The organism is Bradyrhizobium sp., from assembly GCF_035935975.1.
Lineage (GTDB): Bacteria > Pseudomonadota > Alphaproteobacteria > Rhizobiales > Xanthobacteraceae > Bradyrhizobium.
Genome location: NZ_DASYWN010000044.1, coordinates 247,328 through 271,057, shown reverse-complemented (window position 1 = coordinate 271,057; position 23,730 = coordinate 247,328). Strand labels below are relative to the sequence as shown.

Annotated in this window: 23 protein-coding genes; 7 read left to right on the top strand and 16 right to left on the bottom strand. The window is 65.2% G+C overall.

Annotation, left to right across the window (positions count from 1 at the left end; translation table 11 throughout):
- The first annotated feature begins 420 nt into the window (after window positions 1–420).
- Window positions 421–1,485 carry a hypothetical protein gene (locus VGR99_RS27495; RefSeq protein ID WP_326902984.1) on the top strand — a complete coding sequence of 355 codons (1,065 nt, stop codon included), beginning with the start codon at window positions 421–423 and terminating at the stop codon, window positions 1,483–1,485.
- Between the two features lie 128 nt (window positions 1,486–1,613).
- Here VGR99_RS27495 and VGR99_RS27490 read toward each other — a convergent pair whose 3' ends face one another.
- The gene (locus VGR99_RS27490; RefSeq protein WP_326902982.1) at window positions 1,614–1,943 is read right to left on the bottom strand and encodes a hypothetical protein; all 330 of its coding nucleotides are present in this window, start codon (window positions 1,941–1,943) and stop codon (window positions 1,614–1,616) included.
- Window positions 1,944–2,473: 530 nt separating this feature from the next.
- On the opposite strand from VGR99_RS27490, the gene VGR99_RS27485 reads away from it, so the two are divergent.
- Together VGR99_RS27485 and VGR99_RS27480 are read left to right on the top strand one after the other, a co-directional pair.
- Window positions 2,474–3,292, top strand: coding sequence for a YkgJ family cysteine cluster protein (locus tag VGR99_RS27485; protein ID WP_326902981.1), 819 nt, complete (start codon window positions 2,474–2,476; stop codon window positions 3,290–3,292).
- Window positions 3,293–3,396: 104 nt separating this feature from the next.
- The gene (locus VGR99_RS27480) at window positions 3,397–4,911 is read left to right on the top strand and encodes an ATP-binding protein (RefSeq protein WP_326902980.1); all 1,515 of its coding nucleotides are present in this window, start codon (window positions 3,397–3,399) and stop codon (window positions 4,909–4,911) included.
- A gap of 10 nt (window positions 4,912–4,921) precedes the next feature.
- On the opposite strand, the gene VGR99_RS27475 is transcribed toward VGR99_RS27480, so the two are convergent.
- From VGR99_RS27475 to VGR99_RS27430, 10 genes are all read right to left on the bottom strand, one after another.
- Window positions 4,922–5,992 carry a HoxN/HupN/NixA family nickel/cobalt transporter gene (locus VGR99_RS27475; RefSeq protein WP_326902979.1) on the bottom strand — a complete coding sequence of 357 codons (1,071 nt, stop codon included), beginning with the start codon at window positions 5,990–5,992 and terminating at the stop codon, window positions 4,922–4,924.
- Window positions 5,993–6,096: 104 nt separating this feature from the next.
- On the bottom strand, window positions 6,097–6,837 hold the full coding sequence (locus VGR99_RS27470; protein WP_326902977.1) for an ABC transporter ATP-binding protein: 741 nt from the start codon (window positions 6,835–6,837) through the stop codon (window positions 6,097–6,099).
- Window positions 6,834–7,679: an ABC transporter ATP-binding protein gene (locus VGR99_RS27465; RefSeq protein ID WP_326902976.1), complete on the bottom strand. Its 846-nt coding sequence runs from the start codon at window positions 7,677–7,679 to the stop codon at window positions 6,834–6,836. Before VGR99_RS27465 ends, VGR99_RS27470 begins: the two co-directional genes overlap by 4 nt.
- Window positions 7,679–9,502 carry an ABC transporter permease gene (locus VGR99_RS27460; protein WP_326902975.1) on the bottom strand — a complete coding sequence of 608 codons (1,824 nt, stop codon included), beginning with the start codon at window positions 9,500–9,502 and terminating at the stop codon, window positions 7,679–7,681. Before VGR99_RS27460 ends, VGR99_RS27465 begins: the two co-directional genes overlap by 1 nt.
- Before the next feature lie 140 nt (window positions 9,503–9,642).
- The gene (locus tag VGR99_RS27455) at window positions 9,643–10,800 is read right to left on the bottom strand and encodes an ABC transporter substrate-binding protein (protein WP_326902974.1); all 1,158 of its coding nucleotides are present in this window, start codon (window positions 10,798–10,800) and stop codon (window positions 9,643–9,645) included.
- A 58-nt stretch (window positions 10,801–10,858) separates the two neighbouring features.
- A complete protein-coding gene (locus VGR99_RS27450; protein WP_326902973.1) occupies window positions 10,859–11,437 on the bottom strand; it encodes an alkylhydroperoxidase domain protein in 579 nt (192 codons plus the stop codon).
- Between the two features lie 14 nt (window positions 11,438–11,451).
- Window positions 11,452–12,051, bottom strand: coding sequence for a CMD domain protein (locus tag VGR99_RS27445; protein WP_414645189.1), 600 nt, complete (start codon window positions 12,049–12,051; stop codon window positions 11,452–11,454).
- 28 nt (window positions 12,052–12,079) lie between these two features.
- Window positions 12,080–13,114 carry a putative FMN-dependent luciferase-like monooxygenase gene (locus VGR99_RS27440; protein ID WP_326902970.1) on the bottom strand — a complete coding sequence of 345 codons (1,035 nt, stop codon included), beginning with the start codon at window positions 13,112–13,114 and terminating at the stop codon, window positions 12,080–12,082.
- 122 nt (window positions 13,115–13,236) lie between these two features.
- Entirely contained in the window at window positions 13,237–14,019 is a 783-nt protein-coding gene (locus VGR99_RS27435; protein WP_326902969.1) for a MetQ/NlpA family ABC transporter substrate-binding protein, read from the bottom strand.
- A gap of 62 nt (window positions 14,020–14,081) precedes the next feature.
- Window positions 14,082–14,258, bottom strand: coding sequence for a hypothetical protein (locus VGR99_RS27430; RefSeq protein ID WP_326902968.1), 177 nt, complete (start codon window positions 14,256–14,258; stop codon window positions 14,082–14,084).
- Here VGR99_RS27430 and VGR99_RS27425 point away from each other — a divergent pair.
- Window positions 14,257–14,643 carry a hypothetical protein gene (locus VGR99_RS27425; RefSeq protein ID WP_326902966.1) on the top strand — a complete coding sequence of 129 codons (387 nt, stop codon included), beginning with the start codon at window positions 14,257–14,259 and terminating at the stop codon, window positions 14,641–14,643. The two genes, VGR99_RS27430 and VGR99_RS27425, sit on opposite strands and share 2 nt — an antisense overlap.
- Window positions 14,644–14,649: 6 nt before the next feature.
- Here VGR99_RS27425 and VGR99_RS27420 read toward each other — a convergent pair whose 3' ends face one another.
- Complete coding sequence (locus tag VGR99_RS27420) at window positions 14,650–16,095, bottom strand: MATE family efflux transporter (RefSeq protein ID WP_326902964.1); 1,446 nt, start codon at window positions 16,093–16,095, stop codon at window positions 14,650–14,652.
- A 142-nt stretch (window positions 16,096–16,237) separates the two neighbouring features.
- Here VGR99_RS27420 and VGR99_RS27415 point away from each other — a divergent pair, with 142 nt between their 5' ends.
- Window positions 16,238–16,816 carry a TetR family transcriptional regulator gene (locus tag VGR99_RS27415; RefSeq protein WP_326902963.1) on the top strand — a complete coding sequence of 193 codons (579 nt, stop codon included), beginning with the start codon at window positions 16,238–16,240 and terminating at the stop codon, window positions 16,814–16,816.
- Window positions 16,817–17,043: 227 nt separating this feature from the next.
- Here VGR99_RS27415 and VGR99_RS27410 read toward each other — a convergent pair whose 3' ends face one another.
- Window positions 17,044–18,231: a CoA transferase gene (locus VGR99_RS27410; protein ID WP_326902962.1), complete on the bottom strand. Its 1,188-nt coding sequence runs from the start codon at window positions 18,229–18,231 to the stop codon at window positions 17,044–17,046.
- A 184-nt stretch (window positions 18,232–18,415) separates the two neighbouring features.
- Between VGR99_RS27410 and VGR99_RS27405 the strand changes: the two genes are divergently transcribed.
- Entirely contained in the window at window positions 18,416–19,300 is an 885-nt protein-coding gene (locus VGR99_RS27405) for a hypothetical protein (RefSeq protein ID WP_326902960.1), read from the top strand.
- A gap of 133 nt (window positions 19,301–19,433) precedes the next feature.
- On the opposite strand, the gene VGR99_RS27400 is transcribed toward VGR99_RS27405, so the two are convergent.
- Complete coding sequence (locus VGR99_RS27400; RefSeq protein WP_326902959.1) at window positions 19,434–21,026, bottom strand: porin; 1,593 nt, start codon at window positions 21,024–21,026, stop codon at window positions 19,434–19,436.
- Window positions 21,027–21,540: 514 nt separating this feature from the next.
- On the opposite strand from VGR99_RS27400, the gene VGR99_RS27395 reads away from it, so the two are divergent.
- Entirely contained in the window at window positions 21,541–22,020 is a 480-nt protein-coding gene (locus VGR99_RS27395) for a MarR family winged helix-turn-helix transcriptional regulator (protein WP_326902957.1), read from the top strand.
- A 16-nt stretch (window positions 22,021–22,036) separates the two neighbouring features.
- Here the strand turns inward: VGR99_RS27395 and VGR99_RS27390 are convergent, their stop codons facing one another.
- Both VGR99_RS27390 and VGR99_RS27385 read right to left on the bottom strand, forming a co-directional pair.
- Complete coding sequence (locus VGR99_RS27390) at window positions 22,037–23,104, bottom strand: alpha/beta hydrolase (protein WP_326902956.1); 1,068 nt, start codon at window positions 23,102–23,104, stop codon at window positions 22,037–22,039.
- A gap of 360 nt (window positions 23,105–23,464) precedes the next feature.
- Complete coding sequence (locus VGR99_RS27385) at window positions 23,465–23,692, bottom strand: hypothetical protein (RefSeq protein WP_326902955.1); 228 nt, start codon at window positions 23,690–23,692, stop codon at window positions 23,465–23,467.
- Between the last annotated feature and the right edge of the window lie 38 nt (window positions 23,693–23,730).

The window sequence follows — 23,730 nt, the reverse complement described above, 5'->3', positions numbered from 1 at the left end:
TCCGCCCTGCCCTCAACTCTCGCGCCCGACGCTGCCGCGTCCACCGCAACCCGGCTCGCGCATCGTGACGACAACATGATCGCCCCTCAAGGATGAGCCGGGATGGGCGATACATACGACAAATCCGAATTTCGGTAAAGCGGAATATTTTTGTCAGATCGGATTGACAACGTGCGGAGTGTTTTGCCCGTCGGGCAATATCTCGTAGCCCGGATGAGCGAAGCGACATCCGGGGTCTTGCCACAAGCGACGGCGGTCCCGGGTATCGCTACGCTCACCCGGGCTACGAAAAATACCCGCATTCCCTTGTATGCATTATCCCAGTTGCCATTGCCGGGCAGTTCGCTTTACATGCCGCCAACCCGCCCTCGGGCCACGGCCGGGGCGCAAAAAATCACATGACATTCCAGGGGACGAAACATGGCGCGTAACGTATTGATTCTTGGGGCTTCCTACGGCTCCCTGCTGGGCACCAAGCTGCTGATGGCGGGGCACAACGTGACCCTGGTCTGCCGCGCCAAGACGGCCGAGCTGATCAATCGCGACGGTACCGAGGTCCGCATCAAATTACGCGACGAGGCGGGACACCGGGCGATCTTCTCGCGCGACCTCCCCGGCAAGCTCGACGCCGTGACGCCGCAGAATGTCGACCTCTCCCGCTACGATCTGGTCGGCCTTGCGATGCAGGAGCCGCAATACACCAATCACACCGTCCGCATGCTGATGGTGAAGATCGCCGCGGCGAAGCTGCCGTGCCTGTCGATCATGAACATGCCGCCGCTGCCATATCTGAAGCGGATCCCGGCGCTCGCCGACATGGACCTCGAGGAGGCCTACACCAATGCGCAGGTGTGGGAGCGGTTCGAGCCTGGCCTGGTGACGCTGTGCTCGCCCGATCCGCAGGCCTTCCGTCCGCCGGAAGAGGCCGCGAACGTGCTGCATGTCGGCCTGCCCACGAATTTCAAGGCCTCGGCCTTCGCCGACGAAAAGCACAACAAGGTGCTGCGCGAGCTTGAGGCCGACATCGACGCGGTGACGCTCGACGGCAAGGACGTGCCGGTGAAGCTGAAAGTGTTCGATTCCCTGTTCGTGCCGCTGGCGAAATGGTCGATGCTGCTCACCGGCAATTACCGCTGCATCACTCCGAACGAGCCGCAATCGATCCGCGACGCCGTGCACGGCGATCTCAAGCGCTCGCAGACGATCTACGACCATGTCGACGCCATCGCCCGCCGGCTCGGCGCCGATCCGCAGGACCAGGTGCCGTTCGAGAAATATGCCAAGGCCGCCGAAAGCCTGCTCAAGCCGTCGTCGGCCGCGCGCGCGGTGGCGAGCGGCGCGCCCTTCATCGAGCGCGTCGACCTGCTGGTGAAGCTGATCTCGCATCAGCTCGGCACGCCGAACGGCGAGATCGATCGCACGGTCGACACCGTCGACCAGAAGCTCAACGAGAAGATCGTGCAGGGCGGCTCGGGCGCGCAGTAGCGCTTCCCGTAGCCCTTCCCGTTCCGATGGAATCGGAACGGGACTCTCGATTCTTGTTTTGACCGGGATGCCGCTCACGACGGGACCGAGGGCAGGCCATCTGCGTCATGCGGCTACGCTTGCCGGCATCAATGAGAGTGTCCGCCGCCGCCGGAATCGCCGGCATGATCGCCGCCGCCGTGATCCGTGCCGGCGCCATGACCGCCCGATCCGGAGGCGCCGGCAAAGAAGCCCCAACGTTCGGCATCCAGCACCATCGACGTGTAGAGCGCTCTCGCCGCGCCATATTCGGGGTCCGAGGGCGCGAGCTCGTGGAGCCTGGCTCTCAGCTCGGCGATGTCTCTCAACCGCGCCCGTTTGTTGAAGAGCCAGTAGATGCCCATGCCGAGCGTCATCAGGGCGACGACGCCGAACACCATGACCGTGATCTTGGCAGGACTGGCGAGCATGCTCATCATGATCCGCGTCTCCTGGCGCCTTGCCGGCGGCGGTCGGCGACAACTAGCGCATCGCCGTAAAGACATCGGCAATTTTCGACTGAAATTCTGATGAAAGCTACCTGAGCGCGAATCCTGTCCGGGCTACGTTCATCACCTCGCATCAGCGCGTTCCCGCTGTAGCTCACGCACAACCGTCGGTCATCACGTCGCCTTCACGCAATCGTGTCGTTCCCGCGCACGGAGAGCGCAGGCGTCGCGCATCTCATGACTGCGTGAGTAAAGCGGGTCACTCATCGCCTTTCCAGGCTGCGCGGCGCTGAAACGACCTTGTTTGACGGCGAATCTGCCGTCCCAGGCGAAGCTCCCGGTTGCCGACGCCGAACGAGCATCGCGGATCCGGGCGCGCGATCCTGCATTTTCCGCAAGCCCGCATGCGTGCATGCCGGGCTCCGCTCGTTGTCTGGCAAAAATGAGAGAGATAGCTTTCCGGGTAAGCCATCATGCAATCCCGGCATTCGGGAGCGAATGCCAACAACAAGAACAAGAAAATGGATCAGGCGATGCTCAGCGTTGTGCGTGCGGTCGAGGCCGGCGCGACGACGATCAAGGGAGTGATCGACGCCACCCGACTGTCACGCCTCAAGATCGAACGTGCGTTGAACGCACTCGAGAAGCAGAAGCTGCTGATCCGCGACGGCCAGGGCTTTCGCGCGACCGGCCTGCCGAAGGCTGCGCCGCTGCCCCGGCAATGCGGATCGTGCAATGCCTGCTGTGACATTCTCGAAGTCGCAGCCGTCGACAAGCCGACCAACCAGCTCTGCAAGCACTGGCAGACCGGGACCGGGTGCGCGATCTACGAGCGCCGTCCGCAGATGTGCCGGTCGTTCGTCTGCGCCTGGCTGCAGGGCCATCTCGACGACGACTGGTTCCCCGCAAAGTCGGGCATCATCGTTCATTTCAGCCAGGATGCGGTGAACGTGACGGTCGATGACCACTGTCCCGATCGCTGGCGCGAGGAACCGTATTTCAGCAAGCTCGCCGAATGGTCGTTGAACGGGATCAGGCGAATCGGCAATCGCGGCTACGCGACCCTCGTCGTCTCCGGCCCCGACCGGTTCATGCTGCTCGGACGTACCATCGTTCCCGAGCCGACATTGTTCGGCACGGCATTCCTGCCGCTGGCCGCCGACACGTTCCGGTTCTGGCGGGCGAATTCGGCGGAGCATTTGCAGAGGCTGCAGGCGCGCATCGCCGAGATCGAGCGGATCAGCCGGGAATTCGGCTCCTGCGCGATCCCCGAGAATGAGGACGACGATCCGCAGGCGCCCTATCGGCCCGCACTTCTACGGCTGTCCGGTCACGCCTGAACTCCGCCGTGGGCAACACGGCATGATTCGTGCCGCAACGCTCGACGCACCCCGTTCGGATTGGTAAGCCCCTGTCCGCGAATGACGGGGACTTGAGTCGGGGCATGACGGTTGCGATCGAGATGGGGCTGACCACGGCAGGCGCCGCGGCCGCCATGGACCTCGAGGAACTCCTCGCGACCCGTCTCCTGGTGCAGGGCAATTCGGGGTCCGGCAAGTCGCATCTCCTCAGGCGGCTGCTGGAACAGAGCGCGCCCTGGGTGCAGCAGGCCATCATCGACCCCGAAGGCGATTTCGTCACCTTGGCCGAGCGGTTCGGCCATCTGGTGATCGAGGCCGAGGATCACACCGAGCGCGGCCTGCAGGTCGCCGGCGAGCGCGCGCGGCTGCATCGCGTCTCCACGGTGCTCAATCTCGAAGGGCTCGATGCCGAGAACCAGATGCGGCGCGCCGCGGCGTTTCTCGGCGGGATGTTCGACGTCGATCGCGACCATTGGTACCCGATGCTGGTGGTCGTGGACGAGGCGCAGCTGTTCGCGCCGGCGGTTGCCGGCGAAGTCTCGGACGAGGCGCGGAAACTATCGCTCGGCGCCATGACCAATCTGATGTGCCGCGGCCGCAAGCGCGGGCTCGCCGGCATCATAGCGACCCAGCGCCTGGCAAAGCTCGCCAAGAACGTCGCGGCGGAAGCCTCGAACTTCCTGATGGGCCGCACCTTCCTCGACATCGACATGGCGCGCGCCGCCGATCTGCTCGGCATGGAGCGGCGGCAGGCCGAAGCCTTTCGCGATCTCGAGCGCGGCCAGTTCATGGCGCTGGGACCTGCGCTGTCGCGGCGTCCGCTGCGCCTCAACATCGGCCCGACCGACACCTCGCCGCGCAATTCGACGCCGCGGCTGATGCCGCTGCCTGAGGCGACGCTGGAGGATGCACGCGCCGTCATCCTCGCCGCGCCGCCGCCCGATGCCAGCCGGCCGCAGCGCCGGCCCGCGCCTGACCTGCTCGAACAGCTCCGCGCCGCGAAGGCTGCCGCCACACCGGAGATCCGCCCCGAGGCGGTCGAGGTGCCGGTCAGCGCGGAGGAGCTTGCGGAACGGCGCGAGCGCGTCGATCGCACCTTGCGCGCCGTGCTGGCCGAGCCCGATGCCGGTTTCCGCGCCATCGGCGTGCTCTATCAGGAATTCGTGGTCCGCTGCCGCATCGAGGGGCTCGGCGCGGCAGTGCCCGACCTCAACGACTTCCGCCGCATGCTGACGCATGCGCGCGCCGGCGTCCGCACGGATCTGGCCGATGACGACGCCTGGCAGGAGGTGTCGCTGCGCGCCTCGATCCTGCCCGACGACATGCAGGGCGTGTTCATGATGATCGCCCGCGCGGCCAAGGAAGGCTGGCCCTGCCCCGGCGATGCCGCGATCGCGCGCGCCTACGGCTCGCATTCGCTGCGCCGCGCGCAGCGGCTGCTCGGCTATATGGAGGAGCAAGGCCTGATCGTGGTCCAGCTCGACGGCGGCGGCCGCCGGTTCGTGACGCTGGTGGAGCTGGCCTGGGCCACGGCGCCGGGCGATCCCAATGGCGACGACCTGCCGGCCGAGCAGGTCGCGAGCGCGGCCTCGCTCTGATCCCGGGGGCTTAGGCCCGTCGCGCCAGTTCGGCCGCGTGCATGTCCGGTGCACGCCGATCGTCCGCGAACATGCGATGATAGAGCGCGATCGAGACCAGCCAGGCGATCACGAACAGCGCGATCACGGCGATGCCGACATGGGCGAGCGACTCGTTGAGGCCGTCCACCAGCGTCCACACGCCGCCGGTCAGTCCAAGCCGCTCGGCAATCAGGCCAAGCGCCTCGATGCCGCCGATCAGCAGCGCCACCGCGACGGAGGCGCCAGTGATCGTCAGGTTATACCAGAGCTTTCGCAGGGGATCGACGAAGGCCCAGCGATAGGCGCTGACCATCAGCGTGGAATCGGCGGTGTCGACCAGCGCCATGCCGGACGCGAACAGCGCGGGGAAGACCAGGACGTCGACAAGCGAAGCGCCGCGCGCGGCTTCGCTGGCGGAGATGCTGAGCAGGCCGATCTCGGTCGCGGTGTCGAAGCCGAGGCCGAACAGGAAGCCGAGCGGATACATGTGCCAGGGCTTCGTCACCAGGCGAAACATCGGGCCGAGCAAGCGCGCGAGGACACCGCGATGGGCGAGCAGCTTGTCGAGGCCTTCGGCATCGTGAACGCCCTGTTCGCGCGCGGCACGAAACGTCCGCCAGAGGCCAACGAAAATGGCGAGGTTGATGGCCGCGATCGCGAGCAGGAACAATGCCGACACCGAGGTGCCGATCAGGCTGCCGATCTCCTTGAGCAGGCTGTCGCCGCCAAGGCTGACCACGCCGAACGCGAGCAGCGTGGTCGCGACGACGACGATTGTGGAATGGCCGAGCGCGAAATAAAGGCCGGCGCTGTGCGGCGCATCGCCCGCGTGCATCAGCTTGCGTACGGTGTTGTCGATGGCGGCGATGTGGTCGGCATCGACGGCGTGGCGGAGGCCGAACACCCAGGCCAGCAGCGCGGTCGCCATCACCGTCGGACGGTCGCCGAACGCCGCGAAGGCCCAGGCCCATGCGGCGATGTTGGCGGCAATGAGCCCGCCAAACAGCAGCACCACACCGGGCTCGACCGCCCGCAAAGACCATCTCGTCACGACAACCATTCCGTCCGCTGCACGCCCCATCGCGACAGCGGTATGACCTTTTCATAAGATGGTCATACTGACCAGTGCAATTCGGCAAGGCGGCTTTGCGTGGCGCCCGCGTCCTACGCCGCCTCGGAACCGCCGAGATAGGCATCCCGCACGCGGGGGTCGTCTTTCAGCTCGCGGGCCGGGCCTGACAGCACGATCTTGCCGGTCTGGAGCACATAGGCCTCGTGGGCGATCTCGAGCGCGAGGCTGGCGTTCTGCTCGACCATGAAGACGGACACGCCCTCCTGGTTGATGGTGCGGATCAGCTCCAGCACGCGGTCGACATAGAGCGGCGACAGGCCCATGGTCGGCTCGTCCATCACGATCATCCTGGGACGGCTCATCAGCGCGCGCGCCATTGCGACCATCTGCTGCTCGCCACCGGAGAGCGAGCCAGCACGCTGCGACAGCCGCTGGCCGAGCTTCGGGAATAGCGTGAGCATCTTGTCGAGGTCCTGCGCCACCGCGTCGCGGTCGTTGCGCACGAAGGCGCCCATCAGGATGTTTTCCCGCACGCTCATGTCCGCGAACAGCCGCCGCGCCTCCGGCACCGAGGCGATGCCGCGGCGGACGATCTGCGGCGTGGAGAGACCGATCAGCGAAGCGCCGTCGAAGGTCACGTCGCCCGAGCGCGGTTTCACCAGGCCCAGAATGATCTTCATCGTCGTCGACTTGCCGCTGGCATTGCCGCCGAGCAGGCAGACGATGTGGCCGCGCGCGACCGTGATCGACAGGTCAAAATGGACCTGAGCCTGGCCGTAGAAGGTGTTGACGTTCGACAACGCCAGCAGTGCTTCGGGTGCGCTCGCCGTCATGCCGCGCTCTCCTGCTCCGCCGTCCCCGTCAGGCCATGGCCGAGATAGGCCTCGATCACCTTGGGATCGGTGCGCACCGTTTCGCCCGGGCCTTCCGCGATCTTCTTGCCCTCGTCCATGACGATGACGCGGTCGGACAGACGCATCACCATCTCCAGCTTGTGCTCGATCAGAAGGATGGTCAGCCCTTCGGCCTTGAGTTCGGCGACGAGCGCCTGCATCTCCGCGGTTTCGGTCGGGTTCATACCGGCGGTCGGCTCGTCGAGCAGCAACAAGCGCGGCTTGAGCGCGAGCGCACGCGCGATCTCGACGCGGCGGCGGTTGGCGTAAGAGAGAGAATAGGCGGGCTGGTCGATGCGCGGCAGCAGCCGCTCGCCGAAGCGGGCGAGGATGGCCTTCACCTCCTCGCGCAACCGCTCTTCCTCTGCCTTGACGCTCGAAGGGCGCAACAGTGCCAGGCCCAGCTCCAGCAGCGGGCCGATCACCGGCACCGCCGGCTTCACGGCGCGTAAGCGCGTATGGGCGCCGATCAACACGTTGTCCATAACGCCGAGATTGCCGAAGACACGGCCGAGCTGGAAGGTGCGCGCGATGCCCTGGCCTGCGAGCCGCTCCGGCGACAGGCCCGTAATGTCCTGGCCTTCGAACTGGACAAGGCCGGCATCGGGACGGTCGAGCCCGGTCACGAGGTTGAACAGCGTGGTCTTGCCGGCGCCGTTCGGGCCGATGATACTGATCAACTCGCCCTTGGCGAGGTCGAGATCGATGGCGTCCACGGCGGTGAGGCCGCCGAAGCGGCGCGTCAGTCCGCGCAGGGACAGCATGGGAGCCTGCTCCGCCATCACATCGTCCCCAACAGGCCCTGCGGCCTGAACCGCACCAGCAGCAGCAGCACGATGCCGTAGATCAGGATGCGATACTCCGCCGCGATCCGGAACACCTCCGGCAAGCCCACCAGCGCGACCGCTCCGAGGATGGCGCCGACGACATTGCCGAGGCCGCCGAGAATGACGACCGTCAGCGCCAGAATGGATTGCTGCGTGTTGAAGGTCTCGTGGTTGATGTAGGAATAAAGATGCGCGGCGATACCGCCGCTGACGCCGGCGGCAAAACCGCCGAAGATGAAGGCGAGCGATTTGTAGCGGTTGAGGCTGAGGCCATAGGCGCGGGCGGCGATGTCGTCGTCGCGGATGGCGCGAAAGCTGCGGCCGAGATGCGAGCCGAGCAGCCGGCCCTGCAGCAGCGCGAGCACCACCATCACGACAAAGCTGAACCAGTAGATTGCATTCGGACTGATGAGATCGTAGCCGAACAGCGACAGCGGCGGGATGCCTGAGATGCCGATGGGACCGCGCGTGACGCTCTCCCAGTTCAGGATCACCAGCGACACGATCTCGCCAATCGCGAGCGTGGCGATCGAGACGTAATGCCCGCGCAGACGGAACGACGGCGAGATCAGCAGCGTGCCGAGCGCGGCGCTCATCAGGCCGCCGGCGATGATGGCGAGGCCGACCGGGACGTTGAGCGTCAGCGACAACAGCGCCGACGTGTAGGCACCGATCGCGAGCAGTGCGGCGTGCCCGAGCGAGACCTGCCCCATCGTGCCCGCCACCAGTGTCAGGCTCAGCGCGAGCATGCCGAGCAGCCAGGCGTTGATCAGGGTCTGCAGCACATAGAAGGACACCGGGAAGAACGGCAGGACCGCGAAGATCGCGGCCGCAGCCAGCAACGCCCAGCGCGGAATGCGCACGGGGCGGCTCGGCGCGATGAAGGTGCCGGTCAGCGGCTCGGGCGGCGCCTGCCGCGCGCTGGCGAACAGGCCGTTGGGCCGCAGCACCAGCACGACGACCAGCAGCAGGAACGCGAACAAATTGCGATAGCTGGTGCCGAACACGGCGACGCCGTAGCTCTCGACCAGTCCAAGCAAGAGGCTGCCGATGACAGCACCGGGCACGTTGCCGGCACCGCCGACGACTTCGGCGACGACGCCCTTCAGCGTCGCCTGCAGGCTCATCGCGGTGTCGATCTGGTTGTAGTACATGCCGACCAGCATGCCGGAGACGCCGCCGAGCGCGGCGGCAATGCCGAACACCGCCTGATTGACGCGGTTGACGTCGACGCCCATCTGCATCGCGGCGTCGCGATCCTGCGAGGCCGCACGCACCGCCCAGCCGAGCTTGGAGTAGCGCAGGAACACGAACAGCAACAGCGCGCTGGTGAGACCGACGCCGGCAATCAGCAGATCGAGCGGGCCGATAGTGCCGCCGCCGACCTGGAAGCGCACGTCCGGCAACTGGCTCGGCAGCGCGCGCGGATTGGGCGAGAAGGTCAGCATCACCAGCTGGTCGAGCACGAAGCTGATGCCGATGGTGGCGAGCAACGGCGCGATGCGCACCGAGTTCTGCAGCGGCCGCAGGCCGAACCGCTCGATGATCAGCCCGACGATCGCAGCGGCAGCCGCAACCACGATGATGGTCAGCGGCAGCGGCGTATGCAGCTGCACCACCGCGACCCAGCCGATATAGGCGCCGACCAGGTAGATCGAGCCCTGCGCGAAGTTGATCAGCCGGCTGACGCCGAAGATCAGCGCGAGCCCGACCGCAACGAGGGCGTAGACATTGCCGACGATCAGCCCGTTGATCGTGTAGTCGAGCCAGGAAGACACGAAGGGTTCCTAATGAAGGGAGAAGGGCCGGAGCCATAAAGCGCGATAGGATTATCGCGCTTTAGTTTGTTTTTACGCATGATCTTTCCGGAAAACCGCTTCGCACTTTTCCGGATCATGCTGTGGCTCCGGCCGAGAGGTCAGGTCGGCTTGCCGTCCCAGAGCGCGAACTGGCCCTTGCGCACGACCAGCTCCGCGTTCATGGCGCCCTTGACGCGGCGGGTGGCGACGTCGAACGTCGCGGCGCCGAAGATCACGCTCGGGACGTCCTTGACCTTGGTGAAGGCATCGCGGATCGACTTGCGATCGGTGCCGCCGATCCTCACCACCGCCGCCGCCATGTTCATGGCGTCATAGGCGTAGGCGTTGAAGGCGTCGGGCTCGAGCCCGTTGTACTTCTTCTTGAAGCCGGCGATGAATTTCTGCACCTCGGGCCGCGGATCTTCCGGGAAATACCGCGTGCCGACATGGACGTCCTCGACGGCCTCGCCGCCCAGCTCCAGGAATTTCGGCGAGTAGACCGAGCTCGCCGCGCAGATCACCTGCTTGAGTCCGACCTGGCGCGCCTGGCGCGCGATCAGCGCGCCGTCGGAATAATAGGAGATCAGGATCAGGCCATCCGGACTGGCGTCGCGCACGCGCACCAGCGTCGAGCGGAAGTCGCGCTCCTCGGCGATATAGCCCTCGGTGACCGCGATCTCCGCGCCGTATTCCTTGGCGGCGTTGACGAAATAATCGCGGCTGGTGCGGCCCCAATCGGTGTTGAGGTGCAGCACCGCGAGCTTCTTCAGGCCGAGGCGCCTCACGGCATAGGACGCCAGCAGCGGCTGCTCGTCGGCCTGGCTGACCGAGGTGCTCCACATGAAGTCGCCGCCCTTGGTGAAATCAGGATGCGAATTGGTGAAGCCGAACTGCACGAGGCCCGCGCGCTGATAGATCGGCGAGGCCGCCATCGAGGCCGGGCTGGAGAAGTCGCCGAGCTCCAGCACGATGCTGGGATTGGAGACGAATTTCTGCGCGATCGCCACCGACTGGCGCGGGTCGCTCTGGCTGTCCTCGAATTGATAGGCGAGCTTGCGGCCGTTGATGCCGCCGGCCGCCTGGATTTCGTCGAGCGCGAGGTCAAAGCCCTGCTTCCACTGCGTGCCGTATTGCGCGTTCGGCCCGGTCAGGGGACCGCTGACGCCGAGCAGGACCGGCTCGGAGGATTGCGCAAGGGCACTGCGCGAGAACGCTGCACCCGCCATCATGGCGGCGAGCGAGCCCTTGACCAGGGTACGACGATCGATGTTGCTCATGCACGGCTCCATCCACTTCAGTTGATACAAGCAGCAATTCTTGTGCCGGTGAGACTGCCTATTTCGAGGGCTCACCGAGCGACAGCATCAGCCGGTTCGCCCAGTTGAAGAACGAGGCGCCGTTGATGACGTCGACGATCTCGGCATCATCGAGGCCAGTGCGGCGCAGCTCGGCGATGTGCTCAGGACCGAACGCGATCGGCGTTGCGGCCAGCGCCACCGAGGCCTTGACCACGGCATTCCAGCGCTCGCCGAGATCGGCCTTGATGCCTTCGTCGAGCAGCTTCTGCACGTCGTCGCGCCGCTTGGAATAGGTGCTGGCGAAGCGCGCATGCACCGAAGCGCAATAGATGCAGCCGTTGTAGCGCGAGGTCGCGGCGGCCGCGAGCTCACGCTCGGCGCGCGGCAGGCCGTCGGCGACGTTGTAGAAGATGTCCTTGTCGGTCTTGGTGCGGGCTTCCAGCACCTCGGGATCGCGTACCAGCAGGCGGAAATATTCCGACTTGGCGCGGGCGCGATCGACGAGGCCATTGAAATGCCGCTCGGTCAGCTCGGCCTCGGGCAGCGGATCGATCCAGGAGACCCAGCCGAGCTCATCCTGGGTGAAGACGACGGGCGGATTGACGGTGGCGCTCATGATGCGGCCTCCTCTCATGCGTTCGCGGCGGCGAGCGTGCGCAAGCCGCTGACGACGCGCACCTGAAACGACAGGAACGCGACGAGTTGGGAGAAGGTGACGATGCCGGTGTTCGACCAGCCGGCGGCCAGCAGCGCCTTCATGTCGGTGGACGCCGCATCGCGCGGCCGGAACACCAGCAGATGCGCATGCTCAAGGGCTGCGACGAGCTTGGCACCGAGGACGGACTTGCTCGCCGCACTCACGCGATAGATCAGCCCGGCCGTGTTCTCGACCGACAGCGGGCCGGCCGGGAATGAGCCATACGGACCCGAGGTCCTGCCCCGCGCGATCTCGGCGTCGATCGCTTCGAGCAGAGCCGCGCCACCCGCACTCGCCGCGAGCTTGTCCCGATAGAAGGTCGCAACGGGGGACTCGCCATGCAGCCCGGTCACGAACGCCGCGACCGCGGCTCGCTCCGGAAGCGAGAAGTCGCTGGCGTCGATCGGCTCGAACAAGGAGAGATAGCTTTTCTGCGCATTCTCGCGCGCTTGCAGGCGCCGCGCGCGAATGGCGTCAAGAGCCGAGCCCGGTTCGATGCCGGCGAGCGTGTCGATGATATCTTCTGTTGCCATCATTCAGCCTCGTGCACATTCATTCCGGCTAGCCTGCGAGCGCCACGGCGGGCGCCGTCCGGGTCCAGCCCAGCGCCGGCGCGACCTTCTCCGCGACCAGCTCGATCGAGCGCAGGACGTGAGGATGCGGCGCATCGACCGAATGCACCTGGAAGACGAGATCGGTGATCCGCTCCAGCGTGGCATCGGTGCGGAGCGAGGCGATGACCTCGTCGGCCCCGCCGACATGGGTGTCGAAGGCCTTGATCATCTCCTCCAGCGTCTCGCCCGGGGGCAGGTGGCCGCCCTTCATGAATTGCGGCAGCGCGCGGCGCAGGCCAATGTCGGCAAGGCGCAGCGCCTCGCGATGGTCGTCGGCGACGAACACGCTGCGCGAGGCCATGATGCGCGGCTCGCATCCGCGCGGCAGCGCTTCGAGATAGGCATCGATGATCGGGTTCTGGATCTCGGCGAGCGTGGCGTGAGGCGCCTCCTTGGCCCGCGGCTGGGTGCGCGAGAGCAGCAGGCCGTCGCCCGCCTTGCCGGCGCGGGCCCCGCCCGCGACCGAGAACGTCGCCTGCCAGATGCGCTTGTCCAGCTCCGGGCGCTGTGGATACAGCGTGTCGCCGCCGTCGAGCGGCTTGCCGGTCAGCGCCTTGCGGACGACCTCCAGATTGCGCGCAAAGATCTCGTTGCGCTGGGTGCCGTCGAGGCCGAAGGCGGCAAAGGCCGACGGATTGCCGCCGGTGCCGACACCGAGCTCGAAGCGGCCGTTGCAAAGAAGATCGAGGACAGCCGCGTCCTCGGCGACTCTCACCGCACTCTCCAGCGGCAGGGTGACGATGCCGGTGCCGAGACGAATGCGCGAGGTCTGGGCTGCGACGTAGCCGAGGAAGGCGAAGGGCGACGGCAGACCACCCTCGCGCTCGTGAAAATGATGCTGCGCGATCCAGGCGGAGTCGAGCCCGGCCTGCTCGGCGCGCACGATCTGCTCGGCCGCGAAGCGGTAGCGGTCAGCCGGCGGCGCCTCGTCGAGAAGCCGCGTGAAGAAGCCCAGGCGTTTCAGGTTTGCAAAGCGTTTCATACGATCCCTGTCGGGCGAGGATGGCCACGCCCCCGATGATGTCGGTTGCCGCAGCTCCAGACAAGCGGGCATTGCGCAAGGCTGCCCGCCGGATCGCCCTGCGCTGGTGCTGGGCAGACTGCCTACCAGCTCGGCAGCACCGCGCCCTTGAACTTGGTCAGGACGAACTCCTTGACCTCGGGCGTGTGGTAGCTGTCCACGAGCACCTTGACCCAGGGCTTGTCCTTGTCGGCGGTGCGCACCGCGATCAGGTTGACATAGGGCCCCTTCGGGTCCTCGCGCAGGATCGGATCCTTGACCGGATCGAGCCCCGCCTGGGTTGCATAATTGGTGTTGATCGCCGCTGCGTCGACGTCGTCGAGCGCGCGCGGTGCCTGCGCGGCATCGACCTCGACGAATTTCAGCTTCTTCGGATTCTCGGTGATGTCGAGCACGGTCGGCTTGAAGCCGGTGCCCTCCTTCAGCTTGATCACGCCTTTGTCGCGCAGCAGCAGCAGCACGCGGCCGCCATTGGTCGGATCGTTCGGGATCGAGACCTTGCCGCCCTCGGGGATGTCGGCAATGGCCTTGTGCTTCTTCGAGTAGACGCCGATCGGGAAGTTCACGGTCAGGCCGACGGCCTCGATCTTGTAGCCGCGGTCGGCCTTCTGGTTGTCGAGGTAAGGCTGGTTCTGGAACGAATTGGCCTGGATCTCGCCGGCGTCGAGCGCGGCGTTCGGCACCACGTAGTCGGAGAATTCTATGAGCTGGATGTCGAGGCCCTGCTTGGCGGCGATCGGCTTCACCGCCTCGAGGATCTGCGCATGCGGCCCCGGCGTCACGCCGATCTTGATGGTCTCGGCGCTCGCAGCAGCCGACCAGACGGCGAGCACGGTCGACAGGATCAGGGGCAGGCGAAACGACATCTTGGTCTCCTCAACGCGGGCGGCAACGACTGGAACCGTATTCGCTTCTCCGTGAGGCGAAATCAATGAAATGGAAATCCATATTGGCTGCCGATGACGGACGCACGTTCTCCATTCGGCACAAAATGGGAAACGAATTCGCGGGCCATGCGGCGCCTTGCGCAAGCGTGATCGGCATCACGGCAAAGTGTCGCCTGAAGTGCCAGATTGGCGGCCAGACCAGCAAGGAATTCAGCCATGACTGCCCTCGCCGCCCCGAAGCTTACCGGCCGGAACCGCCTCGAATGCCTGGCGCTCTATGCGCTGCTCCAGGGCGTACCGTTCTATTCCGGCGTCGCGCTGATGATGATCCTGATCAACGCCTCCGAATTCGCCGACCAGCGCTATGGCGCCGCGATCTTCATTGCAATGGCCTCGACCTTCCACGCCCTGCTCACGCCGTGGCTGGGGCCGAAGTTTCCGCGCTTCTTCCGCCACTACCACGAGCCGCTGTTCGCCGATCCCGCGCTGTCCTTCTCCGAGAAGGTCTCGGGATGGCTGGCGCAGCCGAAGATCGCGCTGCAGCTCCTGACCAATCTGCTGATGCTGTCGGTGCTGGGGGTCGGCGTCGCCAGCATCCGTTGATGCCGGTTACTCGGCGCGCCAGGTCAACGGCGACAACATGATCAGCACGCAGATCGCGGCGTAAGCGGCGAGCGACAGTGTGACCATGACGGCGAGACCCGCCATGCCGGCGCCGAAGCTCGCGACCGCGATCCAGCCGCCGCCGGCCGCGATCAGAATGCGCGCGAAAGATGATGCGAGTGGGCCCATGGCGCGGCCGGTGCCCTGCACTGCGAAGGAACTGACGAAGCCGAAGCCGAGTGCGGCATAGGCGGGCGCAACGATGCGCAAATAGGTCATGCCCTCGTTCACCACCTCGGCGTCGTGGCTGAAGAGATTGATCCAGGCCGTCGGAAAGATCGCGACGAGGAGGCCGATCGTCCCGGTCATGACCAGGCCGACGATGCCGCTGATCCAGCCGATTTTCCGCGCCCGCGCTATTTGCCCGGCGCCCATGTTGACGCCGACCATGGTCAGCGTCGCGGTGCTGATGCCGAACAGCAGCGGGATCATGATGTAGTCGAGCCGCGAAGCAATGCCGTAGCCGGCGAGCGCGGAGGTGCCGAACAGGCCGACCGCGCCGGTGACGAGGATGACGGTGAGATTGGTCAGCACCGCATTGAGTGCGGTGGGGATGCCGACCTTCAGCATGTCGCCGAAGATTTTTGCACGCAACGGTACGAGGTGAAGCCTCAGGCCGGTCGCGCCCGAGGCCATGTAGCGCAGCAGGAACAGCATCGCCGCGCCGTAATAGAGGCCGAAGGCGACACCGGCGCCGCCGATGCCGAGTCGCGGGATCGGCCCGAAGCCGAAGATCAGCGCCGGCGAGACCGGGATGGTCACGATCGCACCAACCAGCGTCACCAGCGCGGGCACCCTGACATTGCCGGAGCCGCGCAGCGCCGCCGCCTGCAGATTGACGATCCACACCGGAATGGCGCCGGCGAACAGATAGTTGGAATAGGTGGTGGCCGCAGCGAGCGCACCGTCGGTGCCGCCGAGGGCACGATAGAGATGCGGGCCTCCGAAGATCACGCCGAGGGTGAACACGCCGCCGGCGATGATCGCGAGCACCACCGCATGGAGCAGCGCCGCCTCCGCATCGTCGCGGCGGCCGGCGCCGACGGCGCGCGCGACCGAGGAGGCAACGCCGGAGCCGAACCCGCCATTCGACATCATGGTCATCAGCATGAAGATCGGAAACACCAGCGCGGCGCCCGCCAGCGCGTCGGTGCCGAGGAAGCCGACATAATAGGCCTCCGCAATGTTGACCGCGGTCTGCGCCACCAGGACGGTGACCGTCGGTGCCGCAAGACGGAGCAATGTCGGCAGGATCGGTGCGGCGAGCAGCGCCGTGCGCCTCTGCTCGGCCGCGCTCGGGGCGGCCGGTTGCGCCTGGCGAAGCGGCGCCGCGGTGTGGACTGCGAACTGCGCAGCGGACAAGGGCGGCGCGGCGACATCCTCGACAGACATGGTGCGATCCTGTTTATCCCCCGGACCGCCGGTGGGCCGCCCATTGCATTATGGTCATAATGTATTATTATAATCGTAATGCAATAGGGCTCCGCCTCACGATTTTGTGGCCGGAGCCGAAGCCAGGTCGCAGGAGGCGGGATTGGCGCGTTACGACAAGGGTCACAGGGACACGACACGGCGGCACATTCTCGACGTCGCATCGGCGCAGTTTCGCGAGAGCGGTATCGCCGCGATCGGCCTGGCCGGCATCATGTCGGAGGCGGGCCTGACCAACGGCGCCTTCTACACGCACTTCAAATCCAAGGAGGATCTGGTGCGCGCGGTGGTGCTCGATGCGCTGGAGCGGCGCGAGCAGCGGCACAAGGACAATCTTGCAAGCGGCGTTGCGCTCGAGACGGTGATCCGCGACTACCTCTCGCCGAGGCATCGCGACCGCGCGGCGACCGGCTGCCCGACCGCGGCGCTGGTCTCCGAGATCGCGCGGCACCCGAAGGCGACGCGCGAAGCCTTCACCGGAAAGATGTCCGACATCATCGCGCTGATCGCGGCACAGATACCGGACGGTTCGGCTGCGGAGCGTCGGCGGCGTGCGATCAAGGCCTATTCGGCCATGGTCGGCGCGCTGCAATTGTCGCGTGCCGTGAGCGACAGGCAATTGTCGGAGGAGATTCTTGAGAACGCGGTCGAGGCCGCGCTGGCGCTTGCGAAGGGGCAATGAAGCATTCTAAACGTTTGGCGGCCCGGAAATCCGCGGGCCGTCCAAGTGTGGCCATTTCCCGGCGGCTGCAATGAATCTCCGGCCGGAGCAACACTACGAAACTTGATGCGTTTGCGCCGGCCGGGTTAGCGTTTGCTCGCGGCCTTACAACTTCCCCAAGTTCGTTTAGCTCGCACTGGATCGCCGTCTGAACATTTCAGCGGCGATCCAGTTCTGCCGCCCTTCAGCTAGATGATGCCGCTTTGCCGAAGTGCTGCGATCGCATCCGCGTCATAGCCGAGCTCGGCGAGGACTCGATCGGTATGCTCGCCGAGCGTCGGCGGACGGCTGGCGATTTCACCCGGTGTTTCCGACAGCCGCACCGCGGCCCGCGCGACCGGCGCCTGCTTCGGCAGACCCGGATAGTCGACGTCCTGCAGGAAGCCGGCGGCGCGAATGTGCGGATGATCCAGCGCCTGCTGCGGGCTCAGCACGGGCCCGGTCGGGATCATCGCCTTGCCGAGGGTGTCGACCGCCTCCTGCGTGGTGCGCTCGGCGCACCAGCGCGCCATCCGCTCGCTGATGACCGCACCGTTGTTGCCGCGGCTGATGTCGTCGGCAAAGCGCGGATCGTTCAGCCACTGGTCTTCCTCATCCATCAGCCGCGCCCAGCGCTTGAACAGGGGATGGCCGGTGACCTGGCACAGCACCCAGCCGTCCTTGGTGCGGTAGATGTCGGCCGGCGCGGCGGTCTGGCCGAGATTGCCGGTCGGAACGCGGTTGACGTTGATGACCGCCTGTTCGATCAGCGTCGCATTGGTGAAGGACAGCGCGGTCGCCAATAGCGCGCCCTCGACGATCTGCCCGCGCCCGGATTTCGCACGCTCCATCAGCGCGGCGAGCGTCCCGAACGCGCAGTGCAGCGCCGTTCCGAAATCGACCCAGTTCACCGCAGCGCGGTAGGGCGGATCGCCGGCGCCGGTCATGTAGACCGAGCCCGACATCACCTGCCCGACACCGTCGAAGCCGACGCGATCGGACCAGGGTCCCGGCCCGCCGAACGCGGTCGCCGTCGTCAGGATGATGTCGGGCTTGATCGCCTTCAGTGACTCATAGTCGAGCTTCATCGCGCGCAGGGTCTGCGGCGGCAGATTGGCGACGACGACGTCCGCGGTCGCAATCAAACGGCGCATCACCTCCTGCCCTTCCGGCTTCATCGGATCGAGCGTGATGCACTTCTTGTTGCGATTGACCTGGAGGAACAGCGCGCCTTCACCGCCCTCGCCGACCGGCGCCACGAAACGGTCCTCGCTGCCGTCGCGCTTTTCCACCCGGATGACCTCGGCGCCGAATTCGGCCAGCAAGGTCGCGCAATAGGGCCCGGCGATATAGCGTCCGAAATCGAGGACGCGTACGCCCGCCAAAACTCCTCCCATCGATCCCTTCCTTGTTCTTTGATCTTATTGTTGGATTTTCGCCAGATTACAGGGACTGGCTGGCACGGCAAGGCGGCGACGGACGCGATGCCCCGCCACCGCGATGTGATCGGCGCCCCGTTTCGGCGTGCGGAAATTCAGGCCTAGTATGACCGCTCCGTCCGCCCAAGCGAGAAGCGCACCCATGCCGCAACAATTCGATCGATCCGCAGAAGATCTCGGCAACGCCATCCATTTCGAGCACGTCAACATCCAGGTGCCGGATCAGCGCCTGGCGACCCTGTTCTACGTCACGGGACTTGGGCTCACCCGCGATCCCTATCTGATGGTGTCCGACACCAACATGTGGATCAACGCCGGACGGAGCCAGTTTCACCTGCCGAGCGGCAGGCCGCAGGTGCTGCGCGGCCATACCGGCCTCGTCATCGAGGGACGCGAGGCGCTGCTGCAACGGCTGGCGTCGGTCGCGAAGAAACTCGAAGGCACGGCGTTCGCGTTCGCCGAGCGCAATGACCATGTCGAGGCGACCTGTCCGTGGGGCAACCGCATGCGCATCCATGAGCCGGACGCGGCGCGATTCGGCCGCATCACGCTCGGCATTCCCTATGTCGAGTTCGACGTGCCGGTCGGAACGGCGCCCGCGATCTGCGCCTTCTATCCGGAGGTCATGGGCATGCCCGCGGCGTTGCGGAATGACGGCGGCGCCGTTGCGGCGGTGAAGACCGGCCGCGACCAGCACCTGCTGTTTCGCGAGACCGACCGGCCGCCGGGCGACTATGACGGGCACCACGTGCAGATGTACATCACCGACTTCTCCGGCCCCTACCGCAAGCTGCTCGCGCGCAACCTGATCTCGCGCGAGGACAATCAGTATCAATACCGATTCTGCGACATCGTCGATCTCGACAGCGGCAAGGCGTTGTTCACCGTCGAGCACGAGGTGCGCAGCGCCACCCACCCGATGTTCATGCGGCCGATGGTCAATCGCAACCCTGTCGTCACCAACCGCAATTACGCGTTCGGCCACGACCAGACGTCATGGGCGATGGGGCCGGACACCTACGACTGATAGTGGCGGCGCTGTTCTTCTGATTCGGACGACTTTCGCGCCAACGGATCGCCAGAACAAAAACCAAAAGAGGCACAAAGAAAAAGCCCCGGCGGTTTCCCGCCGGGGCTTAAGTCAGATCGTTAGACCGATCTTACCAGTTGCGCTGAGCGCGGAGGATCATCGCGATCGAGTCCTGATCCTTCAGCTCATACACAGCGGCCGGCTTGGCAGTCGTGACGTTCGGGACGAGACCAACCGTACCGGAGTACTTCTGGTCGAGGTGGGTCCAGGACAGGTCGGCCGAGAACGTCAGGTTCTTGACCGGGGTCCAGCGGGTGACGATACCGAGCTGGCCGATCGCGAAGTCGGGGTTACAGCCGGTCACGCCAGCCAGACCGCCGAACACGCCACCGGTGCCGCCCGCGCCGCAAAGCGCGGTCTTGGCGAGGGTGCCGAACTGGGCCTGGGCGTAAGCGCCGTAGAGCGCCGAGTTCCAGTAGGGATCCCAGTTGTGGGTGTAAGCGCCACGGAAGCCCCAGGTCTTGACGGTCTCTTGCGAGGTGCCGCCACCGGCGGAAGTGAAGACGGTGTCCGGAGCCGAGGCGAAGCCGATGCTGCCGTAAGCGCCAGCAATGCCCGAGTTGCCGTACAGCGCGTAGGTGCTGCCCGACAGGTTCTGGAAGTTGTAGCGGGTCGCACCGTCGGTGTAGACGCCCTGGATGTTGATCGTGTCACCCGCGCCGGTCGGGATGTTCTTGATCGACAGAGCGAGCTGCACAGCCCAGCCCCACTTGTCGTCGGGGTGGCCGGTGGTCTCGGTCGCGCCGTAATAGCCGACGTGGTTGTCATGCGCGGCAACCGACGCCTGGAACAGGCCCCAGGCCTGGTCGACACGGACCGTACCGACGAGGTTCGGCGAACGCGAGCCGCCAATGGCGTTGGTGCCGTACGAACCGCCGATCATGCCGCCCGCGGTCGCGCCGGCCAGGTTGATGTTGCCGGCCTGATAGTACTGGGTCGCATCTTCAGCCGAGAACGATGCCGTCACGCCCTGACCGAAGTCGGCGGTGTAGGTGAACTGGTTGACACCAGTGACCGTGCCGCTGCCGCCGACGAGGTTGTCGGTGATGTTGCCGGGATAGTTGGTCCAGGGCGCGTCGAACTGCGACACGGCCTTACCCATCGTGAAGCCGGCGAACTGGATGAAAGCGTAGTACACGCCGAGCGCACCGCCCGAGGTGTTGCCGTCGGTGCTGTTCACCGAGCCGGAGCCGTTCGAACCGACGAGGGCGGTGCCCGCAGCGTTGAGGCCGAGCGTACCGCTGTACTGGGTGCCGCCCGTGCCCGAGCCGGTCGGGGTGTAGTTGCCGGTCGTCCAGGTGAAGACCGCATCGAAATAGGTGCGGACCACGCCGTATTCGGTCGCGGTGCGGGTGTCGATGTTCAGGTCTTCACGAGCGCGCATGGTGTAGTAGTTCATCATGCGGTTGCGAGCACCGGCGGTACCGCTCTGGTTCGGATTGAAGTCCGAGTTGGTACCGAGGTTCAAGTCAGCGCGCAGGTAGCCGCCGAGCTTGATGCAGGTGTCGGTGCCCGGGATGTAGTAGAAGCCGGCGCCGTACAGCGAGCAGATCTTCACGTATTCGACCGCCTTGGCCTTCACGGGAAGATCGGCTGCGAACGCGCTGGACGCGGCCATCAGGCCGGCAGCCGTGCCGAGAAAGAGTGTCTTAGTCAACTTCATCAGTAAACCTCCAGGTCGGTTCAGGGGGCTCGCCTCCTCGGTGGAGGCCGCTTTACCCTCATCAATTTCCGCTCAATTCAGGTCCGCACCGAAGGTCCGAACCGAAACGACAGCGAGGTGCCCCCCCTCCGTCGTGGCTTCACATATAGTTTATAAAAACAACTGCCTCAATTTATTGATTTGATGAATCGCAAGTTCCGGGGACGATGTTGCCGCAGAGCAACAGGCAGGCAGCGAAGCCGAAATAAGCAATTGAAAATAAAAAAGAAAAAGCCCTCAGGGGGCATCCCGAGGGCTTTCTTGGAGGTCTCACATCGCTGTCCATCGACACGGGTCAAGAGCAGCATGATTGAGTGCGGCAAGACGTAATTTAATTAATTGTTTTTTGCAAGCACTTATTCGCCGATCGGTTTCCAGGATTTGGCGTCTAGCACTAACGTCGATGCGCGTGAGGCGAGACTAGCCCCCAATATGCCAGTAAAAGAATAGTCATAAGACAAAGGGGGGAAGCCAGATGATCGAGAGAAAACTCGACAGGGCGATTACGGATTTCATCTGGAACGTGGTGGAGATCCACTCTCAGCTGGAGGACATCCATACCAGCTGGGCCGGACTGCTCGGCATTACCGAGCCGCAGTGGTTGATCCTGATGGCCATCACCGAGCTGGACCAGGGGCCTGGCGTCGCGGGAATCGACATTGCGAACAAGCTGCGCGTTCACCCGGCCTTCGTCACCAACCAGACCAAGACACTCGAAAAGAGCGGCTTCCTGTCGCGGCGTCCCGGAGCGGACGATGCGCGCTTCGTCCTGATGTCGCTCACGACGAAGGCGACGACGGAGATCGAAAAGCTCTCCAAGAGAAAGCTCGCCCTGAACTCGACCATGTTCAACGAGCTCGACGAGAATACACTGACCGACCTGAACGCGGCGCTCGCCACGATCGCCAGGAACGCACGGCTGGCGGCCCGATTGCTGGCAATCGACGCCTCGTGACCGCACCGATTCGCGGTTAGAGATAGGTCACGGGCGCGAGCTGACGGGCCTCGCCAAGCTTGCTGTCGAGCCATTGGAAGATGAAATCGTCGACCGCGACGAAATCCTCGACCTCGCCCAGAGGATGCGGGATGCGATTCGGCACGACAGTCGCGCAATCGGCTCCGGCCCGCCGATAGCCGGAATTCAGCTCGAGGGCATCCTCTTCCCAAACCATCGACCGGCTGCCCACGACCACCAGCAGCGGGCAAGGGATTCGACGCGACGGCAGCAACGGCTCCGTCGCCATCCCGTCGCCGGCGGCCTGCTCGGCGCCGATCATCCAGCGCAACGAGGCGCGGCGCATCACCGGCGTCGCAATCCCGCCATCGCACACGGCAGCGGCAATCCTGCGATCCAAGAGGGCGAGGCGGGACGCATGACTGGCGCCCGCGCCTTCGCCATAGACCGCGATCCGCCGCGAATCGACGTCCGGGCGAGCCTCCAGATATTGCAGCCAGCACTGAAGAAGATGCTCCGGCTTGAAACTGCGACCGAGGGGCGAAGTGCCGGCATCGACGAGCAGGATCGACATGGTCCGGCCGCACGAGGCCGACAATATCCTGCTCATCATCGAGTCCATCGCGGTGTGGTCGTCGGCGACGCAGATGACCACAGGTGCGGGACGCCCATGACGGAGCGCCGGCAGGAAGAAGCCCGTCAGCGCCGCGTGATCAAAGCCATCGAGCTTCACGCGCTCGATCACCGGGCCGGCGTCATCCTCAAAATCCCTCAGGCTGTCGCCGATCTTGCCTGCGAGATCGCCGGCCACGGGATCGCCCGGACACGACAAGTTTCTGGCGACCTCGAGCGCCGTCAGCGAGCACACCCACGCTTCCAGCATGGTCCGGGCCGCCCCCTCGGCGCGCGCGGCCCGAGCGGATCTGCCGTAGTCGGCTGCGACCCTCAACCAGTCCGTAACCCACTGATGCCTGTGCGCCGGGCGTGCAAGCTCTGCCACCGACAGGCTTTCGAAGAACCGGGACGCGCGGCCCCGCAGGCGCGCCAGGCGTTCCCCGGTGCCTTCGCACGAGTCGTTAGACAAGCAATCACTTTCCATTTTGATTCCGAGCGCGCCGTCAGCAATTGCCCGGACGTCTGTCCGGACGTGATGGGATCGCTGTCACGACAGCCTGCATGCGAGCATGGTGCGATTGCAGGCGAGCGACGTTGCGCTTTCGCCTGCCGGCGTTGCGCGCCGCGGCGGTTGCCTTGGCCGCGATTCGGAAATCGCGCCGCGGCAGCTCTTCACTTTCTGCATTCGATCCAGTGTTTGACGTGACCAGAGCCAACCTGATGGTCGCTCCGTAGTTCGTGCGCCGAAGGCAGTCGACGAGATAACCCGTCGTTCAAACAAGCCGGTCGCAGGACACAACCTGCGCCGGCTCAACTCGATCGTCACGTCTCAGCTCCATTGCCCTTTTTCGCACTGCACTCTGCCATTTTTATCGCGTTTGCTTTGTAGTTTTTTGTTGCACTGGGCGACTAAATTGTGGGTCTCATCTGATGAATGCGCAGGCATATCCGGATCGATCGTTTCGTACGGTGTCATGGTAACATCCGATGCATCCCCAAATGCGGCGACATGCGGCAGATTGTCGCTCCGTCGGTCGACGGATTTCGCCGGTTGCAACGGCCTTCTCCACAATCGTCGGCGAAATGCGGCAGAGA